Origin of the sequence: Bradyrhizobium sp. 76, assembly GCF_023073025.1 — a bacterium.
Lineage (GTDB): Bacteria > Pseudomonadota > Alphaproteobacteria > Rhizobiales > Xanthobacteraceae > Bradyrhizobium.
The window spans coordinates 1,200,365-1,215,412 of record NZ_JADPIS010000090.1 but is presented as its reverse complement, the minus strand read 5'-3'; the positions used below and the strand labels follow the sequence as shown (position 1 = coordinate 1,215,412).

Annotated in this window: 14 protein-coding genes; 6 read left to right on the top strand and 8 right to left on the bottom strand. The window is 64.4% G+C overall.

Annotated features, from left to right (window positions below; all coding sequences use genetic code 11):
- Window positions 1-334: 334 nt before the first annotated feature.
- Complete coding sequence (locus tag IVB48_RS22480; protein ID WP_247290374.1) at window positions 335-1,045, bottom strand: helix-turn-helix domain-containing protein; 711 nt, start codon at window positions 1,043-1,045, stop codon at window positions 335-337.
- Window positions 1,046-1,193: 148 nt separating this feature from the next.
- On the opposite strand from IVB48_RS22480, the gene IVB48_RS22475 reads away from it, so the two are divergent.
- Complete coding sequence (locus tag IVB48_RS22475; protein ID WP_247290376.1) at window positions 1,194-1,511, top strand: cytochrome c; 318 nt, start codon at window positions 1,194-1,196, stop codon at window positions 1,509-1,511.
- 6 nt (window positions 1,512-1,517) lie between these two features.
- Here IVB48_RS22475 and IVB48_RS22470 read toward each other — a convergent pair whose 3' ends face one another.
- From IVB48_RS22470 to IVB48_RS22460, 3 genes are read right to left on the bottom strand one after another with little or no spacing between them, the layout of a single operon-like run.
- Window positions 1,518-2,621 carry an ABC-type transport auxiliary lipoprotein family protein gene (locus tag IVB48_RS22470; protein ID WP_247290378.1) on the bottom strand — a complete coding sequence of 368 codons (1,104 nt, stop codon included), beginning with the start codon at window positions 2,619-2,621 and terminating at the stop codon, window positions 1,518-1,520.
- Window positions 2,622-2,624: 3 nt separating this feature from the next.
- Window positions 2,625-3,392 (bottom strand): ABC transporter ATP-binding protein, encoded by a 768-nt coding sequence (locus tag IVB48_RS22465; protein WP_247290380.1) that lies wholly within the window; start codon window positions 3,390-3,392, stop codon window positions 2,625-2,627.
- Window positions 3,393-3,394: 2 nt separating this feature from the next.
- Window positions 3,395-4,528, bottom strand: a complete 1,134-nt coding sequence (locus tag IVB48_RS22460; protein ID WP_247402929.1) for an ABC transporter permease — start codon at window positions 4,526-4,528, stop codon at window positions 3,395-3,397.
- Window positions 4,529-4,703: 175 nt separating this feature from the next.
- Here IVB48_RS22460 and IVB48_RS22455 point away from each other — a divergent pair, with 175 nt between their 5' ends.
- Complete coding sequence (locus IVB48_RS22455; protein ID WP_027566706.1) at window positions 4,704-4,979, top strand: hypothetical protein; 276 nt, start codon at window positions 4,704-4,706, stop codon at window positions 4,977-4,979.
- Window positions 4,980-5,468: a phage holin family protein gene (locus IVB48_RS22450; RefSeq protein WP_247290384.1), complete on the top strand. Its 489-nt coding sequence runs from the start codon at window positions 4,980-4,982 to the stop codon at window positions 5,466-5,468.
- A 7-nt stretch (window positions 5,469-5,475) separates the two neighbouring features.
- On the opposite strand, the gene IVB48_RS22445 is transcribed toward IVB48_RS22450, so the two are convergent.
- Complete coding sequence (locus IVB48_RS22445) at window positions 5,476-8,169, bottom strand: bifunctional acetate--CoA ligase family protein/GNAT family N-acetyltransferase (protein ID WP_247402928.1); 2,694 nt, start codon at window positions 8,167-8,169, stop codon at window positions 5,476-5,478.
- A 70-nt stretch (window positions 8,170-8,239) separates the two neighbouring features.
- Complete coding sequence (locus IVB48_RS22440; protein ID WP_247290397.1) at window positions 8,240-9,079, bottom strand: universal stress protein; 840 nt, start codon at window positions 9,077-9,079, stop codon at window positions 8,240-8,242.
- 193 nt (window positions 9,080-9,272) lie between these two features.
- Between IVB48_RS22440 and IVB48_RS22435 the strand changes: the two genes are divergently transcribed.
- Both IVB48_RS22435 and IVB48_RS22430 read left to right on the top strand, forming a co-directional pair.
- On the top strand, window positions 9,273-10,805 hold the full coding sequence (locus tag IVB48_RS22435) for a bifunctional aminoglycoside phosphotransferase/ATP-binding protein (protein WP_247290399.1): 1,533 nt from the start codon (window positions 9,273-9,275) through the stop codon (window positions 10,803-10,805).
- Window positions 10,806-10,817: 12 nt separating this feature from the next.
- Complete coding sequence (locus IVB48_RS22430; RefSeq protein WP_247290402.1) at window positions 10,818-11,789, top strand: CHAD domain-containing protein; 972 nt, start codon at window positions 10,818-10,820, stop codon at window positions 11,787-11,789.
- On the opposite strand, the gene IVB48_RS22425 is transcribed toward IVB48_RS22430, so the two are convergent.
- On the bottom strand, window positions 11,786-13,630 hold the full coding sequence (locus IVB48_RS22425) for an alpha/beta fold hydrolase (RefSeq protein ID WP_247402926.1): 1,845 nt from the start codon (window positions 13,628-13,630) through the stop codon (window positions 11,786-11,788). The genes IVB48_RS22430 and IVB48_RS22425 overlap by 4 nt on opposite strands.
- Window positions 13,631-13,820: 190 nt before the next feature.
- Here IVB48_RS22425 and IVB48_RS22420 point away from each other — a divergent pair, with 190 nt between their 5' ends.
- The gene (locus tag IVB48_RS22420; protein WP_247290406.1) at window positions 13,821-14,549 is read left to right on the top strand and encodes a CBS domain-containing protein; all 729 of its coding nucleotides are present in this window, start codon (window positions 13,821-13,823) and stop codon (window positions 14,547-14,549) included.
- Window positions 14,550-14,581: 32 nt separating this feature from the next.
- Here the strand turns inward: IVB48_RS22420 and IVB48_RS22415 are convergent, their stop codons facing one another.
- Complete coding sequence (locus IVB48_RS22415) at window positions 14,582-15,040, bottom strand: RidA family protein (protein ID WP_027566698.1); 459 nt, start codon at window positions 15,038-15,040, stop codon at window positions 14,582-14,584.
- Window positions 15,041-15,048 lie beyond the last annotated feature (8 nt).

Here is a 15,048-nt window from a genome sequence, read left to right as displayed (position 1 = left end):
AGGCGATGCAGAGTTGCAGGCGCCGCACGCCGCCTTGCGTTGAGGCGCTGCCAACCCTCCCGCACTCGCGCGGCATAGCCCGCGCCGCGGGCGCAAATGCGACCGTGATCTCAGGAGCTTCGACGCTTGACGTCCGATTTGAGCGGGCCTGCACTGGTTTGCCGGTCTGCCCAGGCCAGTGCCCCGGCGAATGTGACAAAGATTGCTACGACAATGATGCTCATAAGCAACGCGTCAGCCGGCATGATGCCCTCCCCTGTGGTTTCAGGCATTATTCGGGGCACGCGGCCGAATGCATTGATCCCGATCAAAATCGAGCCGCGCTGCGTCGGAATCAGGCTGCGGCCAAGGCCTCGACCTTCGCCGGATCGAGCAGGCTGATCCCGCCATGAATGATCTCGATCACGCCGTGGCGCTCCAGCTTGGTGAACGTGCGGCTGACGGTCTCGATGGTCAGGCCGAGGTAATCGGCGATGTCCTGGCGGCTCATCGGAAGCGGAACCGTGTCCGACGCCGCCTTCAGCGAAACCAGCCGCTCGCGCCAGCCGAGCAGAAAGGCCGCAACCTTTTCGTCCGCCGAACGGCGGCCGAGCAGGACCATGTGGTCCCGGGCCTGGTTCAGCTCGCGAATCGCCAGCTCGTTGATCCGCCTGAGGAGGTGCAGCCGGTCCTCGATGAAACGGCCGAAGGGTGCCTTCGCGAACTGGCACACGGTCACCGCGCCGATCGCATCGGCCGAAAAATTGTGCCTGCCCGAAATATTCATCCCCAGGAAATCGCCGGGCAAGGCAAAGCCCACGATCTGCCGGCGGCCGTCGGGCAGCAGCTTGTACAGCCGCATGACGCCCTCGAAGAGATTGTAGAACGAGGTCGTGATGTCCTCCTCGGAGAACACAGTCTCGCCCGAGGAAAAATGGACGCGCCGGCCGAGATGCTCGAATTCCCGAAGCTCGACGGCGTCCAGCGACGAACAAACCGCTGATGAGCGGACGGCGCAATCGCTGCAGAGCTGCCAGTTCGGCTCAATCGTGACTACGGGCTTCATCGACCGCTCCAAGCGCCGGCTGCCCATCAGGCCCACCCCGTCGCGCGGATGCATTTTACTGCACTGCGCCAAAGCCGGTTGACCCAGATCAATTTTGAAGGGAATCCCCGCCCTATTCTTCTCCCGGACTTAAACGGGGTCACTTTACATGCTGCAAGGCACGCTGCGTCACGGGTTGGTCGGGTTGCTTCTGATGACGCGTGCCCTGGCGGCCCCGACCGCCGAACAACGCGGCAAGGCCTTTGCGCGCGCCAATTGCGCCCGTTGCCACGCGATCGACCGTGCGTCGAACAGTCCGCTCAAGATCGCGCCGCCGCTGCGAGCCCTGCACCAGCGCTATCCGATCGAGAGCCTTGGGGAGGCGCTGGCCGAGGGCATCAACACCGGCCACGCCGACATGCCGGCCTTCGAGCTCAGTCCGGACCAGATTCACGATCTCCTGTCCTACCTCAAGACCCTGGAATAGCCGCCCTCATACCGCTTGCACCGTCCAGCCGATCAGCTCCTTCGCGATGCGCGTGAAGGCCGTATCGAACGCTGCGACCGCCGCGGCCGGTTCAACCTTGTCGAGCTTTTCGCTGGTCTCGATGAGACGCGAGGCGACCACCTTGCCGTTCTTGTCGACGATCCGGGCCGACAGGACGATCTCGACCCGTGTCTCTCCCTCGGTGGCAATGCGGAAGCGCCTGATGTCGATCAGCAGCTGATAGTCCGCCTGCCCGAGATCGGCCGTGCGCAACGGCGCATGGGCGATGTCGTAGTTCTCAAAACTGTCGATCAGCCGCGCCTGCACCAGCTTCGGAATGCTGTCGGCCCAGAGGAAGTCCGCAAAGCCCGGATTATCCCCGCCGGGCGCGAACAGCATGCGCTGGGTCTGGAGCATGGCGACCGCCGTCGGCTCGGGAATGGCCAGTGACGCCGCGAGCGTCTTGGTCGCAGGACCGAGGTTCTGCGGCGTGCGCAGGTCATAGGTGACTTTCTGCGCCGGCGTTCCGCCGCCAGTCATTTTCTCCAGGCCCGCCAAAATGCCGTCAATCTTGCCGGTGTTGCGCGCAAGCCCGTCCGAGAAGGTCTTGAGATTGGCGATGGTGTCCTTCAGCGGGCCCGAATTGTCCTCCAGCACGGTGTCGACCCGCCGCAGTGCATCCCGCGCGGCCTGCGTCATGCTCTGGCCCGCACCCGCCTCGGCAATCAGGGTCGGGGGCTCGCCGGATTTGGCGACGATGATGCCTCCCTCAAGGGTCACCACCGGCACGCCGGTCAGCCCTTGGAAATCGAGCCCGACCCTGCTGTCGGCGCGCACAGGCGTGGTTGAAGCAACCGATATCGTCGCATTGACGAAGCGTGGATTGTCCGGCGCAAGCCCGAGCTGGGTGACCTCGCCGACGCGGATGCCGTTGAACAGCACACCGGCGCCGACCAGAAGACCGGGCACCGGGCCCTGGAATTGCACGTGATAGCTCGTGCGCGGCCCGATGCCGCCGGTGTTGTTCAGCCAATAGACGAAGCCGAACACCGCGAGAATCGCAGCCAGGACGAAACTGCCGATCAGCACGTAGGGAGCGCGGGTTTCCATGTCTCATCTCATCTCGTGTTGCAGCATCTGCGAGCGCTTGCCGTGGAAATAGGCCCGCACCCAGGGATGCTCGGATTGCAGCAGTTCGCGCATCGGACCGATCGCCACGATCTTGCCGTCGGCGAGAGCGGCGACGCGATCACAGACCGTGGTGAGGCTCGCCAGATCATGGGTGACCATGAACACGGTGAGGCCGAGGGTCTTTTGCAGGGTCCCGATCAGCGCGTCGAAATCGCCCGCAGCGATCGGATCGAGACCTGATGTCGGCTCGTCCAGGAACAGGATCGGCGGATCGAGCGCGAGCGCGCGCGCCAGCGCGACTCGCTTGGTCATGCCACCGGACAGCTCCGCCGGATATTTATCGGCGTCCTGCGCCCGCAGCCCGACCATTTCGAGCTTGGCGATCGCGATCTCGTCCATCAGCTCCTGCGACAGGACGAGATTTTCACGGAGCGGAAACTGGATGTTCTGCCGGACCGTCAGCGAGGAGAACAGCGCGCCCTGCTGGAACAGGATGCCCCATGTCGTGGCGGCGCCTTCGGTACGGCCGCCGATCGGCCGTCCCGTAACCTCGATGGTCCCGCCTTGGCGCGGGATGAGGCCGATGATGGTTCGCATCAGCACCGACTTGCCACCACCGGACGCCCCCACGAGCCCGAGGATCTCACCCCGGCGCACGTCGAGGGACAGATGATCGAGCACGGTCTGCCGGCCGAAGCCGACCACGAGGTCGCGGACGCGGATCGCGAACTGCTCTTGCGATTCTTCCATGATCACATTCCGATCGAGGCGAAGAAGATCGCGAACAGGCCGTCGAGCACGATCACCAGGAAGATCGACTTGACCACCGACGTCGTGGTCTGTCGTCCCAGCGACTCGGCGCTGCCCTTCACGCGCAAGCCCTCGCTGCAGGCGACTACTCCGATCACCAGCGCCATGAACGGCGCCTTCAGGATGCCCACCTCGAAATGGGTGACCGAGATCGCCTCGTGCAGCCGCGCGATGTAGATCGCCGGCGCCATGCCGCCATAGAACTGCGCGACCAGGCCGCCGCCATAGAGTGCGGCGATCGATCCGATGAAAGCAAGGATCGGCAGCGCAATCACCAGGGCCGCAACCCGCGGCAGGATCAGGACGTGGACGGGATCGAGGCCCATGGTCGACAGCGCGTCGACCTCCTCGCGCATCTTCATCGAGCCGAGCTCGGCGGTGTAGGCGCTTCCCGAGCGGCCGGCGACCATGATGGCGACGATCAGCACGCCGAGCTCGCGCAGCACCAGGATGCCGACCATGTCGACGGTGTAGGACTCCGCGCCGAACCTGCGGAAATGGAAAAATCCCTGCTGGGCGATGATGGCGCCGATCAGGAAGGTGATCAGCACGACGATGGGGATGGCCTGCCAGCCGATGCGGTAGAGCTGGTAGATCAGCGATGTCAGTCGCAGCGAGCGCGGCCGGCGCAGCACGCCGATCAGGGCCATGAACAGCGCACCCAGCATTTGAAGAAAGATCGTGATGTCTTCGCGCGCGCCGACCGTGGACTTGCCGAGATCGTTCAGCCTGAGCAGAACAGGGTTGGGTGCAGGCGCCGGCGGCGGGGTGTGGCGGTTGACCTGGCGCACCTCGTCCATCAGGCCACTGAAATGGTCGGCGACACCGATAAACTCGGCCGACCTGCCGGATGATGAAGCCCTGCGCGACAGCTTTTCCAGGACCCAGGCGCCGAGCGTGTCGAGCGCGCTGACGCCCGACATGTCCAGGGTCACGGCTCTGGATTGATCGACATCAGCCCCGACCGACCGGGACAATGTCTCCAGCATCGACACGTTCGCGGCAATCCACGGCCCTTCCGGGCACAATTTCAGCTCTTCGTGGGAGGTTGCCAGCAACAGCGGTTCGGAGTTCACGCTTCCACCTCATCGGGACAACCGGGTCCCCATTCAGCCGGTCATTCTAGGCCAGCATGTGGCAGCCGGTTTGACCTGTCTCAAGACCACGACGCGTCTGCCTTCTTGACGCAAATCAAGCCCGGTCGGGCCGGTGAGTCCTAGGTTTGTTTCCATTAACGGGGAAATCAGATCCATGTTCGACAGCGACAGGATGAGCGAAGAACTGCGCACGCTGAAGCTTGACGTCACACGCTTGCTGAGCACGGCCGGCGAGGAGATGTTCGACAGTTCGAAAGACCGCGCGGAGGCGCTTGCCGATCAGATCAGGGCCGCGCTCGCCGAGCTCGGCGAGACCGTCGACGAGGAGCAGCAGCAGCTTCAGGGCCTCATTGCGGACCGCCCGATCACATCATTGGCCTCGGCCTTCGCGCTCGGCGTGGTCGTCGGCTTTATGCTGCGGAGGCACTAGGTGAACACCGAAAATGTCGTCAAACATCTGCGTGTGCTCTGGCGTACCGACAGGATCATCGCGGACATCAGGCTGCGCCACCTTCTGATCGGCCTAGGCCTGCGCGCCTTTGCGGCGCTGATCGCCGCGTTCGGGCTCCTGATGCTGGAGCTGTCCGCCTATTTCGCACTGGTGCAGATCTGGAGTGCCATTGGCGCGGCGGCCATCCTCGGCGCCGTCAATTTTGCCATCGCCACAATTCTCTTTGTGATTGCCGGCCGGCCTCCTGCAGGCCGCGACATCGAACTCGCCAACGAGATTCACTGCGCATCCATCGAAGCACTTCAGCTCGAGGCACGCACATTCCAGGCCCAGGTGTCGGGGGCCGTGCACCATCCGCTCGGCACGATCGTGCCCGTGCTGGTGCCGCTGATTGCGGTCCTGGTCAAGACTTTGCGGAGACCGGCCAAGGACTCCGCCGCGGCAAATCCGGCCGAAGCGCGCTCATAGCGGGCGCTCAAAGTTTCAGCCTGACGTCGCAAATATCCGGCTCGGTCGGATCCGGCTTCACCTCGAAGCCGAGCTGCCGGCACATTTCGAGCATCGTGGTGTTCTCCCTGAGAACATCACCGGAGATCGCTTTGAGCCCCTCCGATCTCGCGTAGTCGATGATCAGCTGCATCAGGGCCCATCCCAGCCCCTTGCCCTTGAGATCGGACCGCAGCAGGATCGCATATTCACCGCTCTCGTAGATCGAGTCCGAATGGAGTCGGACCACGCCGACCATCTCGCCGGTCGCCTCGTCGAACGCGATAAAGGCCATTGCGCGCGCGTAGTCGAGCTGGGTCAGGCGCGCGATGAACTCGTGGGTGAACTCCTTCATCGGCGCGAAGAAACGCAGGCGAAGGTCGTGCGCCGTGACATGACGCAGAAATGCGTGGATGGTCGGCTCGTCCTCCGGACGCAGCGGCCGCGCGAAGATCCGCCAGCCCTCTTTGAGCTTGAGGCGGCGCTCCCATTGCGACGGATAGGCCCGAACGGCGAAATTGGCGGCGCCGGAGCCCGCAAACTTCCGTTGCGGTGGCCCGACCGCGACGCGAGCGTCGACCGCGGTCACGCCGGTTTCGTCCGCCAGCAGCGGATTGATGTCGAATTCACGGATCCCGGGAAGGTCGGCGGCCATCTGCGCCAGCTTGACCAGGATCATGGCGACCGCGTCGGGCTTCACCGCCGGCACGTCCCGGTAAGCGCGAAGCAGCCGTGACACGCGCGTGCGGTCGATCAGGTCGCGGGCCAGTTGCAGATCGAGCGGCGGCAGCGCAAGCGCCTTGTCGTTGATGATCTCGACCGCGGTCCCGCCGCGGCCGAACACGACGACGGTGCCGAAGGTCGGATCGTCGGCGAGGCCCAAGATCAACTCGCGCGCCTTCGCCTTCACGACCATCGCCTGCACGATGACGCCCTCGATGCGAGCTTCGGGACGCAGCTTCCCCGCCCGGGCGAGAATGTCGGTGGCGGCGGCGCGGACCGCCTCGACCGTCGTCAGATTGAGCACGACGCCGCCGACATCGGATTTGTGGACGATGTCGCGCGACATGATCTTCAGCACGACCGTGGCGCCTTGCGCAAAGATGTCTTTCGCGTAGGCCACCGCCTGCTCGACATCGGCCGCGGCGTATGTGGGCACCATCGCGATATCGTAGGCTTCGAGCAGGTGCTTGATCTCGACGGGCTCGAGCCATTGGCGGCCGTCTGCGATGGCAGCAGCTATGATCTGTTTTGCAGCACGCGCGTCCGGCACGAAAGTCTCGGGCATCGCCGGTGGAACCTGGCTCAGCTCCTCCACGACTTCGCGGTGCCTCACGAGGTACATGAAGCCGCGCACGGCGTCATCCTCGGTCGGATAGTTCGGGATGCCCCCACCGGACAGTGTTTCGATGATGTTCTGGTCTGCTCCGATCCACGAGGCGAGCACGGGCTTGGCCCAACTGCGGTGCTTCTCGCGATATGCCTTGACCCGTTCGGTCACCATCGTTGCGATATCGGCAGCCGAGGCGATCGCGGTCTGCACGTTGAGAACGAGGACCGAATCGTTGTCGGGATCGGCGAGCAACACCTCGAGCGCCGCCGCATAGCGCGACGCATCGGCGTCGCCCACGATGTCGACGGGATTTGCGCCGGACCAGGTCGGCGGCAGCGCGTCATCGAGTTTCTTGCGGGCGTCGGCCGAGATGGCTGCCGGAATGCCGCCGAGCTCGACCAATCGGTCAATGGCGAGGACGCCGATGCCGCCGCCATTGGTCAGGATGGCGAGGCGCTTTCCCGCCGGCGATTCGACGCGGCCGAGCGTCTCGGCGCAATCGAACAGCTCACGCAGATCGGAGACCCGCAGGACGCCCGCGCGCCGGAACGCCGCGTCATAGACGGCGTCGGCGCCGGCGAGTGCACCGGTATGGGTGGCGGCCGCCTTCGCGCCCTGCGCCATTCGGCCGGACTTCACCACCACGACCGGCTTCACACGCGCCGCGGCTCGCGCGGCCGACATGAACTTGCGCGCGTCCTTGATGGCTTCGATGTAGAGCAGAATCGCGCGGGTCTTGTGATCCATCGCGAAATGGTCGAGCAGATCGGCAACATCGACGTCGATTTGATCGCCGATCGAGACGATGCCGGAGAAGCCGACGCCGCGCTGCGCGGCCCAATCGACCATGCCGGCCGCGATCGCGCCTGATTGCGAGATCAGCGCGAGATTCCCCGACCCCGGCATGTGCGCGGCAAAACTGGCATTGAGGCTCACGCCGGGCATCATGATGCCCAGGCAGTTCGGCCCGATCAGCCGCATGCCGTATTTGCGGGCCGCAGCGATGGCGGCTTCCTGCAGGGACCCCGGTCCGTGACCGAGCCCGGCCGAGACGATCAGGGCGCCCGCCGAGCCGCGTCGCCCGGCTTGATCGACGATGCCGGGAACCGCGCGCGCCGGCGCGGTGATGATCACGAGCTCGGGTACGAACGGCAATTTGTCGAGGCTGTCCACGGCCGCGACGCCGCCGATCTCGGCATGGCGCGGATTGACGAGGCCGAACTGTCCCGTGAATCCAGCCTTGCGGATGTTCTCCAGAACGGCGCGTCCAACGGACACCGGGCGGGCGCTCGCACCGACGAGCGCGACCGAACGCGGCGACAGCAGGTTCTTCAGACGATAGGTTGACATGAAAACAAATGCGCCCGGTCGGTGGCGGTTCCGATGGTTGACGATCAAGCCCGATAAACTGGCGACCCGCCTAGTACGAGAGCATAACCCAGCACGGTGGCTCGCCAATGACGGTCTTTGTCACACCGCCCCAAACGATCTCGTTCAGGCGCGAATGATGGTAAGCGCCCATCACGATTGCATCGATGGCATGGGAATTCGCCCAGCTTCCGAGCACCTTGCCAATCGAGCTGCCGCTGCCCGTCGTGGTTTCGAACGAGGCGTAGACCCCATGTTCCCTCAAATGATCGACCAGAGCCGTCCCGGATTGCACGATCGCGTCTGACTTGTCGTCCGCCACGGTCACGACGCGGACCAGGGCTGCTGCCTGAAGGATAGGCAGCGCGTCGCCGACCGCACGCGCCGCACGCGCGGAGTGATCCCAGGCGATCATGACGTTCTCGAATTCCGGTCGCAGTTCGTCCACATGCTGCTCCGGGCAAAGCAGCACTGGCCGCCCGGATTCGAACAGGAGCGTCTCGATGATGTGCTCGGTTCGGCTGTCGTGCTGCTTCACGGGGAGCAGCGTGAGATCGCTGAAGCGTCCGTGCTCGGCCAGCACTGAGGCGATCTGGTCTGCCGGCACCTTGGCCGACCGGCTTTGAGCGCGGATGCCGGTGCGGGAGGTTGCACGGGTGAACGCGCCCAGGAGATCCTGCGTGTCGCCCGCCCCAAGCGGCCCGTTTGCCTCGGCCGCATCGGAATCATCGGGGAGCATCACCTTCGGCCGCACGAAGACATCCTCCTCGAGGGCAAGCGCGGTGATCCTGGCGCCGAGGTCGGCGGCAACGGCCACGCATTTCTCGATCGCAGCAAGGGCCGGGCCGCGTGGCTGGCCTACGAGCGGCAGAAAGACGTCCTTGATCGGCATCGGGATTCTCCTCAGGCGCCAGAATAGGCTGGCTTTGGTCGGGACGCTTGATCCTCGTCAAGCCCGGGAACTTCGACCGGCCGGAAGGAGACAGGCGTTGACCGAAGTCAAGGACTGGCCGCGATCTGCTTCTATGGATTACCCTGATCGCGGGGCGAGCCGCCTTCCGACGCATCTGGACGTACCAGCTGGAATGACAGACGATTCTGCGACTCAGGACCGGATCTTTGCGGCGCTCACCAATTCCGCGGATCATCCAAACGTGAGGCGGATCGATACGCACGCCGCTTCAGTCTTCCTCGAAGGTAGACGCGCCCTGAAAATCAAGCGCGCCGTGAAATTTCCATTCCTCGATTATTCGACGCTCGAGAAGCGCAAGGCGGCGTGTGAGAAGGAGATCAGGATCAACCGGGCGCTGGCGCCGCAGATCTATCACCGCGTCGTGGCGATCACGGAACAGTCCAATGGATCGGTGAAGGTCGACGGAAGCGGCCGGCCGATCGAGTATGCGGTCGAGATGTTGCGCTTCGACGAAAGCCGCACGCTGGATCATCTGGCCAAGGCCGGAGCGCTGGATGACACTTTTGCTTCGGCTGTCGCCGACGCGATCGCCGCTTCGCATGCGCAGGCTGTTGGCGCCAACGGCAACGCATGGGTTTCCTCCATCCCCGGCCTGATCGATGGCAACAGCAATGGCCTGCGGACCGGCAATCATTTCGAAGGCGAAGAGATCGCAGAACTCGGCAGAGACTCGCACGCGATGTTGGTCCGGCTCCGGCCTTTGCTCGAAGAGCGCGGCCGTCAAGGCTTCGTCCGCCGCTGCCATGGCGACCTGCATCTTGCGAACATCGTGTCGATCGACGAGAAGCCGGTGCTGTTCGACGCCATCGAATTCGATGCGCAGATGGCAACCACCGACGTGCTCTACGATCTCGCATTCGGATTGATGGACCTGTTGCACCACGGTCAGGCACGCGCGGCCAACATCGTGCTGAACCGTTATCTCGCCGCGACTCCGGTCGAAAATCTCGACGCGCTCTCCGCACTGCCATTGTTCATGTCCATCCGGGCGGCGATCCGCGCCCAGGTCGCGCTGGCACGGCTGAAGCCGCCGCATTCCGATGATCCCAGCATTCTCGACGGGGCGCGGCGCTATTTTGGCCTAGCCCGCGCGCTGATCCAGCCGCCGGCTCCCCGGCTAATTGCAGTCGGCGGATTGTCAGGCACCGGAAAGACGATCTTGGCACGCACGCTCGCGCCGGAGGTCACGCCGCAGCCGGGCGCAGTCGTGCTGCGCAGCGACCTGGTCCGCAAGCAGATGTTCGGAGTCGAGGACACGGACCGGCTGCCGGCATCCGCATACACGCCGGAGGTTACCGCCCGCGTTTACGACATGTTGGCTGAGTACGCCGGGCGGGTGCTGGCGCAAGGCCATTCAGCGATCATCGACGGCGTGTTCGCCCGCGAGGACGAACGAGACGCGGTCGCCGCGCTGGCGCGCGAGCGCAACGTGCCGCTGAGCGGCCTGTTTCTGGTTGCCGACCTCGCGACCCGGCAGGCGCGGATCGGAGGCCGCCGGGGCGACGCATCCGACGCCACGCAAGAGGTTGCCGCGCTGCAAGAGCACTATAATATCGGCCATGTCGGTTGGGCGACCATCGACGCATCCGGGACGCAAGAGCAGACGCTCCAGAACTGCCGGGACGCGATCGCCGAGAGCAAGTAAGGCAATCTGCAAATGGCGCGACCCAGCACGAATTCGACGGCCGCGCGCGTCAAGCCTGCGGCGAGGCACGATGTCCTGCCCGGCCGCCTCAGCCCCGGCATGGTTTGCGACACCGCGTTCCGGATCATCGCCCGCCGTCACCTCGCCGCCGTTCTCGCCCAGCATGACGGCACCTGCCGCGGCGATCCCGAGGCACTGCACCAGATCCGGATTGCACTGACGCATCTGCGCACCGCCATCCGCTTCTTCTCGCCGATGGTCGATGATGCCCTTCGGCCAGAGGTCTGGATCGAACTGAAATGGTTGAACAGCCAACTCGGCATGGTCCGGGACCTCGACGTGGCAATCGAGCGGGTCATCGCCGAGAGTGGAGGCGAGTTGACCGTGATTGCCGAGCTCCAGCATTGGGACGAAAAGCGCGCCGAGAGCCACCGCCTGCTGGCGCGCGCGCTGCAATCCGCGCGGTATCTCCGTCTCGTCGAGCAGACGTCAGCCTGGATCGAGAGCGGCCCCTGGTCGACCCGGCGCAGCAAGGAAGCTATCAGGCTACGCCGCTGCACGCTCGCCGACCACGCAACAGCGAAACTCACGCAATGGGAAAAGACGCTGCTCAAGACAGCGCGCAAGCTCCGCAAGCTTGACGTCGAGAAACGGCACAAGCTGCGGCTTCTCAACAAGCGGCTGACCTATTCGATCGAGTCGCTCGAGGACCTGTTCGCCGACGAGTCGCTGACCAAGCAGAAGTCGATCCTCAAGCAATTGCGCAAGGCGCAAAAGTCCCTCGGACAACTGAACGACGATGCGCGAGGTCAGGCCCTGGCGGCGTCGTTGAACGAGGCCGTCCCCGAGGCGGGCATTCGCTTCCTCAATCGCAAGCGCGAAAAGAAACTGTTGCGGATCGCTTCGGACGCCTACCGGAAACTGGACAAGGCCAAGCCGTTCCGCTCCGCCGACCTTGCGCCGAATGCTGAGCCTGAGGACTAGGTGTGGACGTAGTCTCCCGGCGCGTCGGGCAGACCGTCAAGGTCTCCGCCTCCGATTTGCGGCGGATCGCAGGGCGCCCCGGAGTGTGCGGCCAGCCATTCGGCCCATTCCGGCCACCACGATCCCTCGACTTGCGGTGCCAGCTTCAGCCATTCGTCCGGGCCAACATAGCGCGCATCGGCGGCCTTGATCAGCACCTGATAGCTGTGGCCGGGCTCGTCCGGCGGCGCGACGACGCCGGCATTGTGGCCGCCGCTGGTCAACACAAAGGTCACGTCGGCATCGACCTGATAGTGGATCTTGTAGACCGATCGCCACGGCGCCACGTGATCGGCGAGCGTGCCGACCACGAACATCGGCGCACGGATGTCGGAAAGCGACACACTCTTGTCCTCGACACGATAGCGGCCCTCGGCGAGATCGTTGCCCAGGAATAGCTTTCGCAGATACTCCGAATGCATGCGATAAGGCAGCCGCGTGGCGTCGGCGTTCCAGGCCATCAGGTCGCTCGGTGGCGCGCCCTCGCCCATCAGATAGTCGTGCGACAGCCGCGACCAGATCAGTTCGTTGGAGCGCAACAACTGGAACGCGCCGGCCATCTGCGTCGTGTCCAGATAGCCCCGCTGCCACATCAGGTCCTCGAGAAAGGCGACCTGGCTCTCGTTGACGAAAAGCGTCAGCTCGCCGGCCTCGGTGAAATCCGTCTGTGCGGCAAGCAGGGTGGTCGTGCACAGTCGCTTGTCGCCATCGCGTGCCATCGCAGCCGCAGCCATCGACAGCAATGTGCCACCCAGGCAGTAGCCGAGCGCATGGGTCTTCCGGCCCGGCAGGATCCGGCCGATCATGTCCAACGCCGCCATGACACCCAGCTTGCGATAGTCGTCGAAGGCAACATCCCGGTCTTTGGCATCCGGATTTCGCCAGGAAATCGCGAATACGGTGAAGCCTTGGCCGGTCAGATACCTCACCAGAGAATTCTGCGGCGACAGATCGAGGATGTAGTACTTCATGATCCAGGCGGGCACGATCAGGATTGGCTCGGGTCGCACTTGAGCCGTCGTCGGATGGTACTGGATCAGCTCGATCAACGCATTGCGATAAACGACCTTGCCCGGCGAAGCCGCGACCGTCTTGCCGACGATGAACTGTTCGTCGCCCGCTGGCCTTGCGGAGAGCAGGCGCATCAGGTCGCTGCACCAGTTCTGCCAGCCGAATACGAAATTCTCCCCGCCGCTCCGGAACGCCTTCTCCAGCACTTGCGGATTGGTCGCCGCGAAATTCGACGGCGCCAGCATGTCGAGCATCTGACGCATCGAGAATTCGACGATGGCTTCATTTGCGTGCGACACGCCGCGTACGCCGGTCGTGGCATCGTGCCACCAGCGCTCTCTGAGCAGGAACGCCTGCGCAAGCAGATTGAACGGTGCGGCTTCCCACTGCGGCCCCCTGAAGCGACGATCCCGTCCCTGCGGTGCAATCACGGACCACGGCTTTTGCGACGTCGCATGCGCGGCGGCTTCCAGGAACTGGCCCATGTCGCGAAGGACATTGCGCGACATCTCCACCTGACGCTGCGGCGCGGCAGCCAGATGAGAGCTCCAATCGAGCCAGGCGAGCAACAAGGCCAGCGGCGAAATCCCGCCCGTCAACCGCGCCAGCATCGCATGAAACGCGCGATCGAGAGGGTATGGCTCCGATACAGGCAGGGGATCGGCGGCGACTGGCATTCCAGCCGGCGCTTCGGGGCCGGTCGTAGAGGCTTCTGGCTCAACGACAGGATTGACGGAGAGAGCCTGCGCGGCCGGCCCTTCGGACCTTGGAAATATCTGCACGACGCTCATGGCTGAATGTTCCTGCCGGCTTCTTGGCTGCGTGGCAGCAGGATATGGCGAGGCTTGGGATGCGCGTTGAGCTGCATCAAGTCCGGGCATCGGAAAGAGCCCCGCTTCACCCCTTGACCTGCGTCAAGCCGCAGCACGACGCGAGAGCTAGGTTTTGCGCATCGACATCGACAAGCCAGCGGAGTCTGCCATGCGCGCCCATCAGATCATGACCCGGTCGGTCATCTCGGTTACGCCCGACACCAGCATCGTCGAGGCGGCAAACATCATGCTGAAGCGGCATGTCAGCGGTCTCACGGTCGTGGACAATGCCGGCAAGCTGGTCGGCGTGGTCTCGGAAGGCGACTTCATCCGCCGCAGCGAAATCGGCACGGGACGCAAGCGCGGGCGCTGGCTGCGGTTCATTCTCGGATCCGGCAAATCGGCCAGCGACTTCGTCCACGAGCACGGCCGCAAGGTCTCGGTGGTGATGACCTCTTCACCGGTGACCATCACCGAGGATACGGCGCTTGCCGAGATCGTCGATCTCATGGAGCGGAACAACGTGAAGCGTCTCCCGGTAATCCGCGGCGACAAAATCGTCGGCATCGTGTCGCGCGCGAACCTGCTCCAGGCGGTGGCGGACCTCGCCCGAGACGTACCCGACCCGACCGCGGACGACGATCACATTCGCAGCCGCATCATCGATACCATGGAGAAGAACGACTGGTGCCCGTTCGGGCTGAACGTCATCGTCCGCGACGGCATCGTTCATCTCAGCGGCGTCATCACCGAGGAGCGCGTGCGACAGGCCGCGGTCGTCGCAGCGGAGAACGTCAACGGCGTGAAGAAGGTGCACGACCATCTCTGCTGGGTCGACACCATGTCAGGAATATACCTGAACTCGCCCGAAGACGATGACCTCGCCAAGGCAAGCTGACCAAGGCAAGCTGACCGCGCACCGATCGCAGTTCAGCGCGGAATGACGGCGGTGGCTTCGATTTCGACGCGCGCCGTCTTCTCGACGAGGCGGACGACCTGAACCAGCGCCATCGCCGGGTAGTGCGCGCCGAAGATGGTGCGGTAGGCCTTGCCGAGCTCTTTCAGGTTCGTCAGGTACTCGTCCATGTCGACGACGTACCAGGTCAGGCGCACCAGATGCTCGGGCTGCGCGCCGGCCTCCGCGAGGATCGCGGCGATGTTGCCTAGGGTTTGGCGCACCTGCGCGACAAAACCCTCCGCGAGACGCTCCTCGGCATCCCAGCCGATGACACCGCCAGTGACGACGATGCGTCCCTCGGCGGCCATGCCGTTGGCATAGCCTTTCGGCACCGGCCAACCGGACGGTTGGAGCACCTGCGCCCTGGCGCGGGTTTCGTCCTCAGCTGCTGTCGGCAGCACCGCAAGCTGCGGGCTTTTCGGCGTCGTCACGGACAATT

Bases quoted from the DNA above. Each gene is read 5' to 3' on its own strand.
- IVB48_RS22480 (WP_247290374.1), bottom strand. From the start codon at position 1,045: ATGAAGCCCGTAGTCACGATTGAGCCGAACTGGCAGCTCTGCAGCGAT.
- IVB48_RS22475 (WP_247290376.1), top strand. From the start codon at position 1,194: ATGCTGCAAGGCACGCTGCGTCACGGGTTGGTCGGGTTGCTTCTGATG.
- IVB48_RS22470 (WP_247290378.1), bottom strand. From the start codon at position 2,621: ATGGAAACCCGCGCTCCCTACGTGCTGATCGGCAGTTTCGTCCTGGCT.
- IVB48_RS22465 (WP_247290380.1), bottom strand. From the start codon at position 3,392: ATGGAAGAATCGCAAGAGCAGTTCGCGATCCGCGTCCGCGACCTCGTG.
- IVB48_RS22455 (WP_027566706.1), top strand. From the start codon at position 4,704: ATGTTCGACAGCGACAGGATGAGCGAAGAACTGCGCACGCTGAAGCTT.
- IVB48_RS22445 (WP_247402928.1), bottom strand. From the start codon at position 8,169: ATGTCAACCTATCGTCTGAAGAACCTGCTGTCGCCGCGTTCGGTCGCG.
- IVB48_RS22440 (WP_247290397.1), bottom strand. From the start codon at position 9,079: ATGCCGATCAAGGACGTCTTTCTGCCGCTCGTAGGCCAGCCACGCGGC.
- IVB48_RS22435 (WP_247290399.1), top strand. From the start codon at position 9,273: ATGACAGACGATTCTGCGACTCAGGACCGGATCTTTGCGGCGCTCACC.
- IVB48_RS22430 (WP_247290402.1), top strand. From the start codon at position 10,818: ATGGCGCGACCCAGCACGAATTCGACGGCCGCGCGCGTCAAGCCTGCG.
- IVB48_RS22425 (WP_247402926.1), bottom strand. From the start codon at position 13,630: ATGAGCGTCGTGCAGATATTTCCAAGGTCCGAAGGGCCGGCCGCGCAG.
- IVB48_RS22420 (WP_247290406.1), top strand. From the start codon at position 13,821: ATGCGCGCCCATCAGATCATGACCCGGTCGGTCATCTCGGTTACGCCC.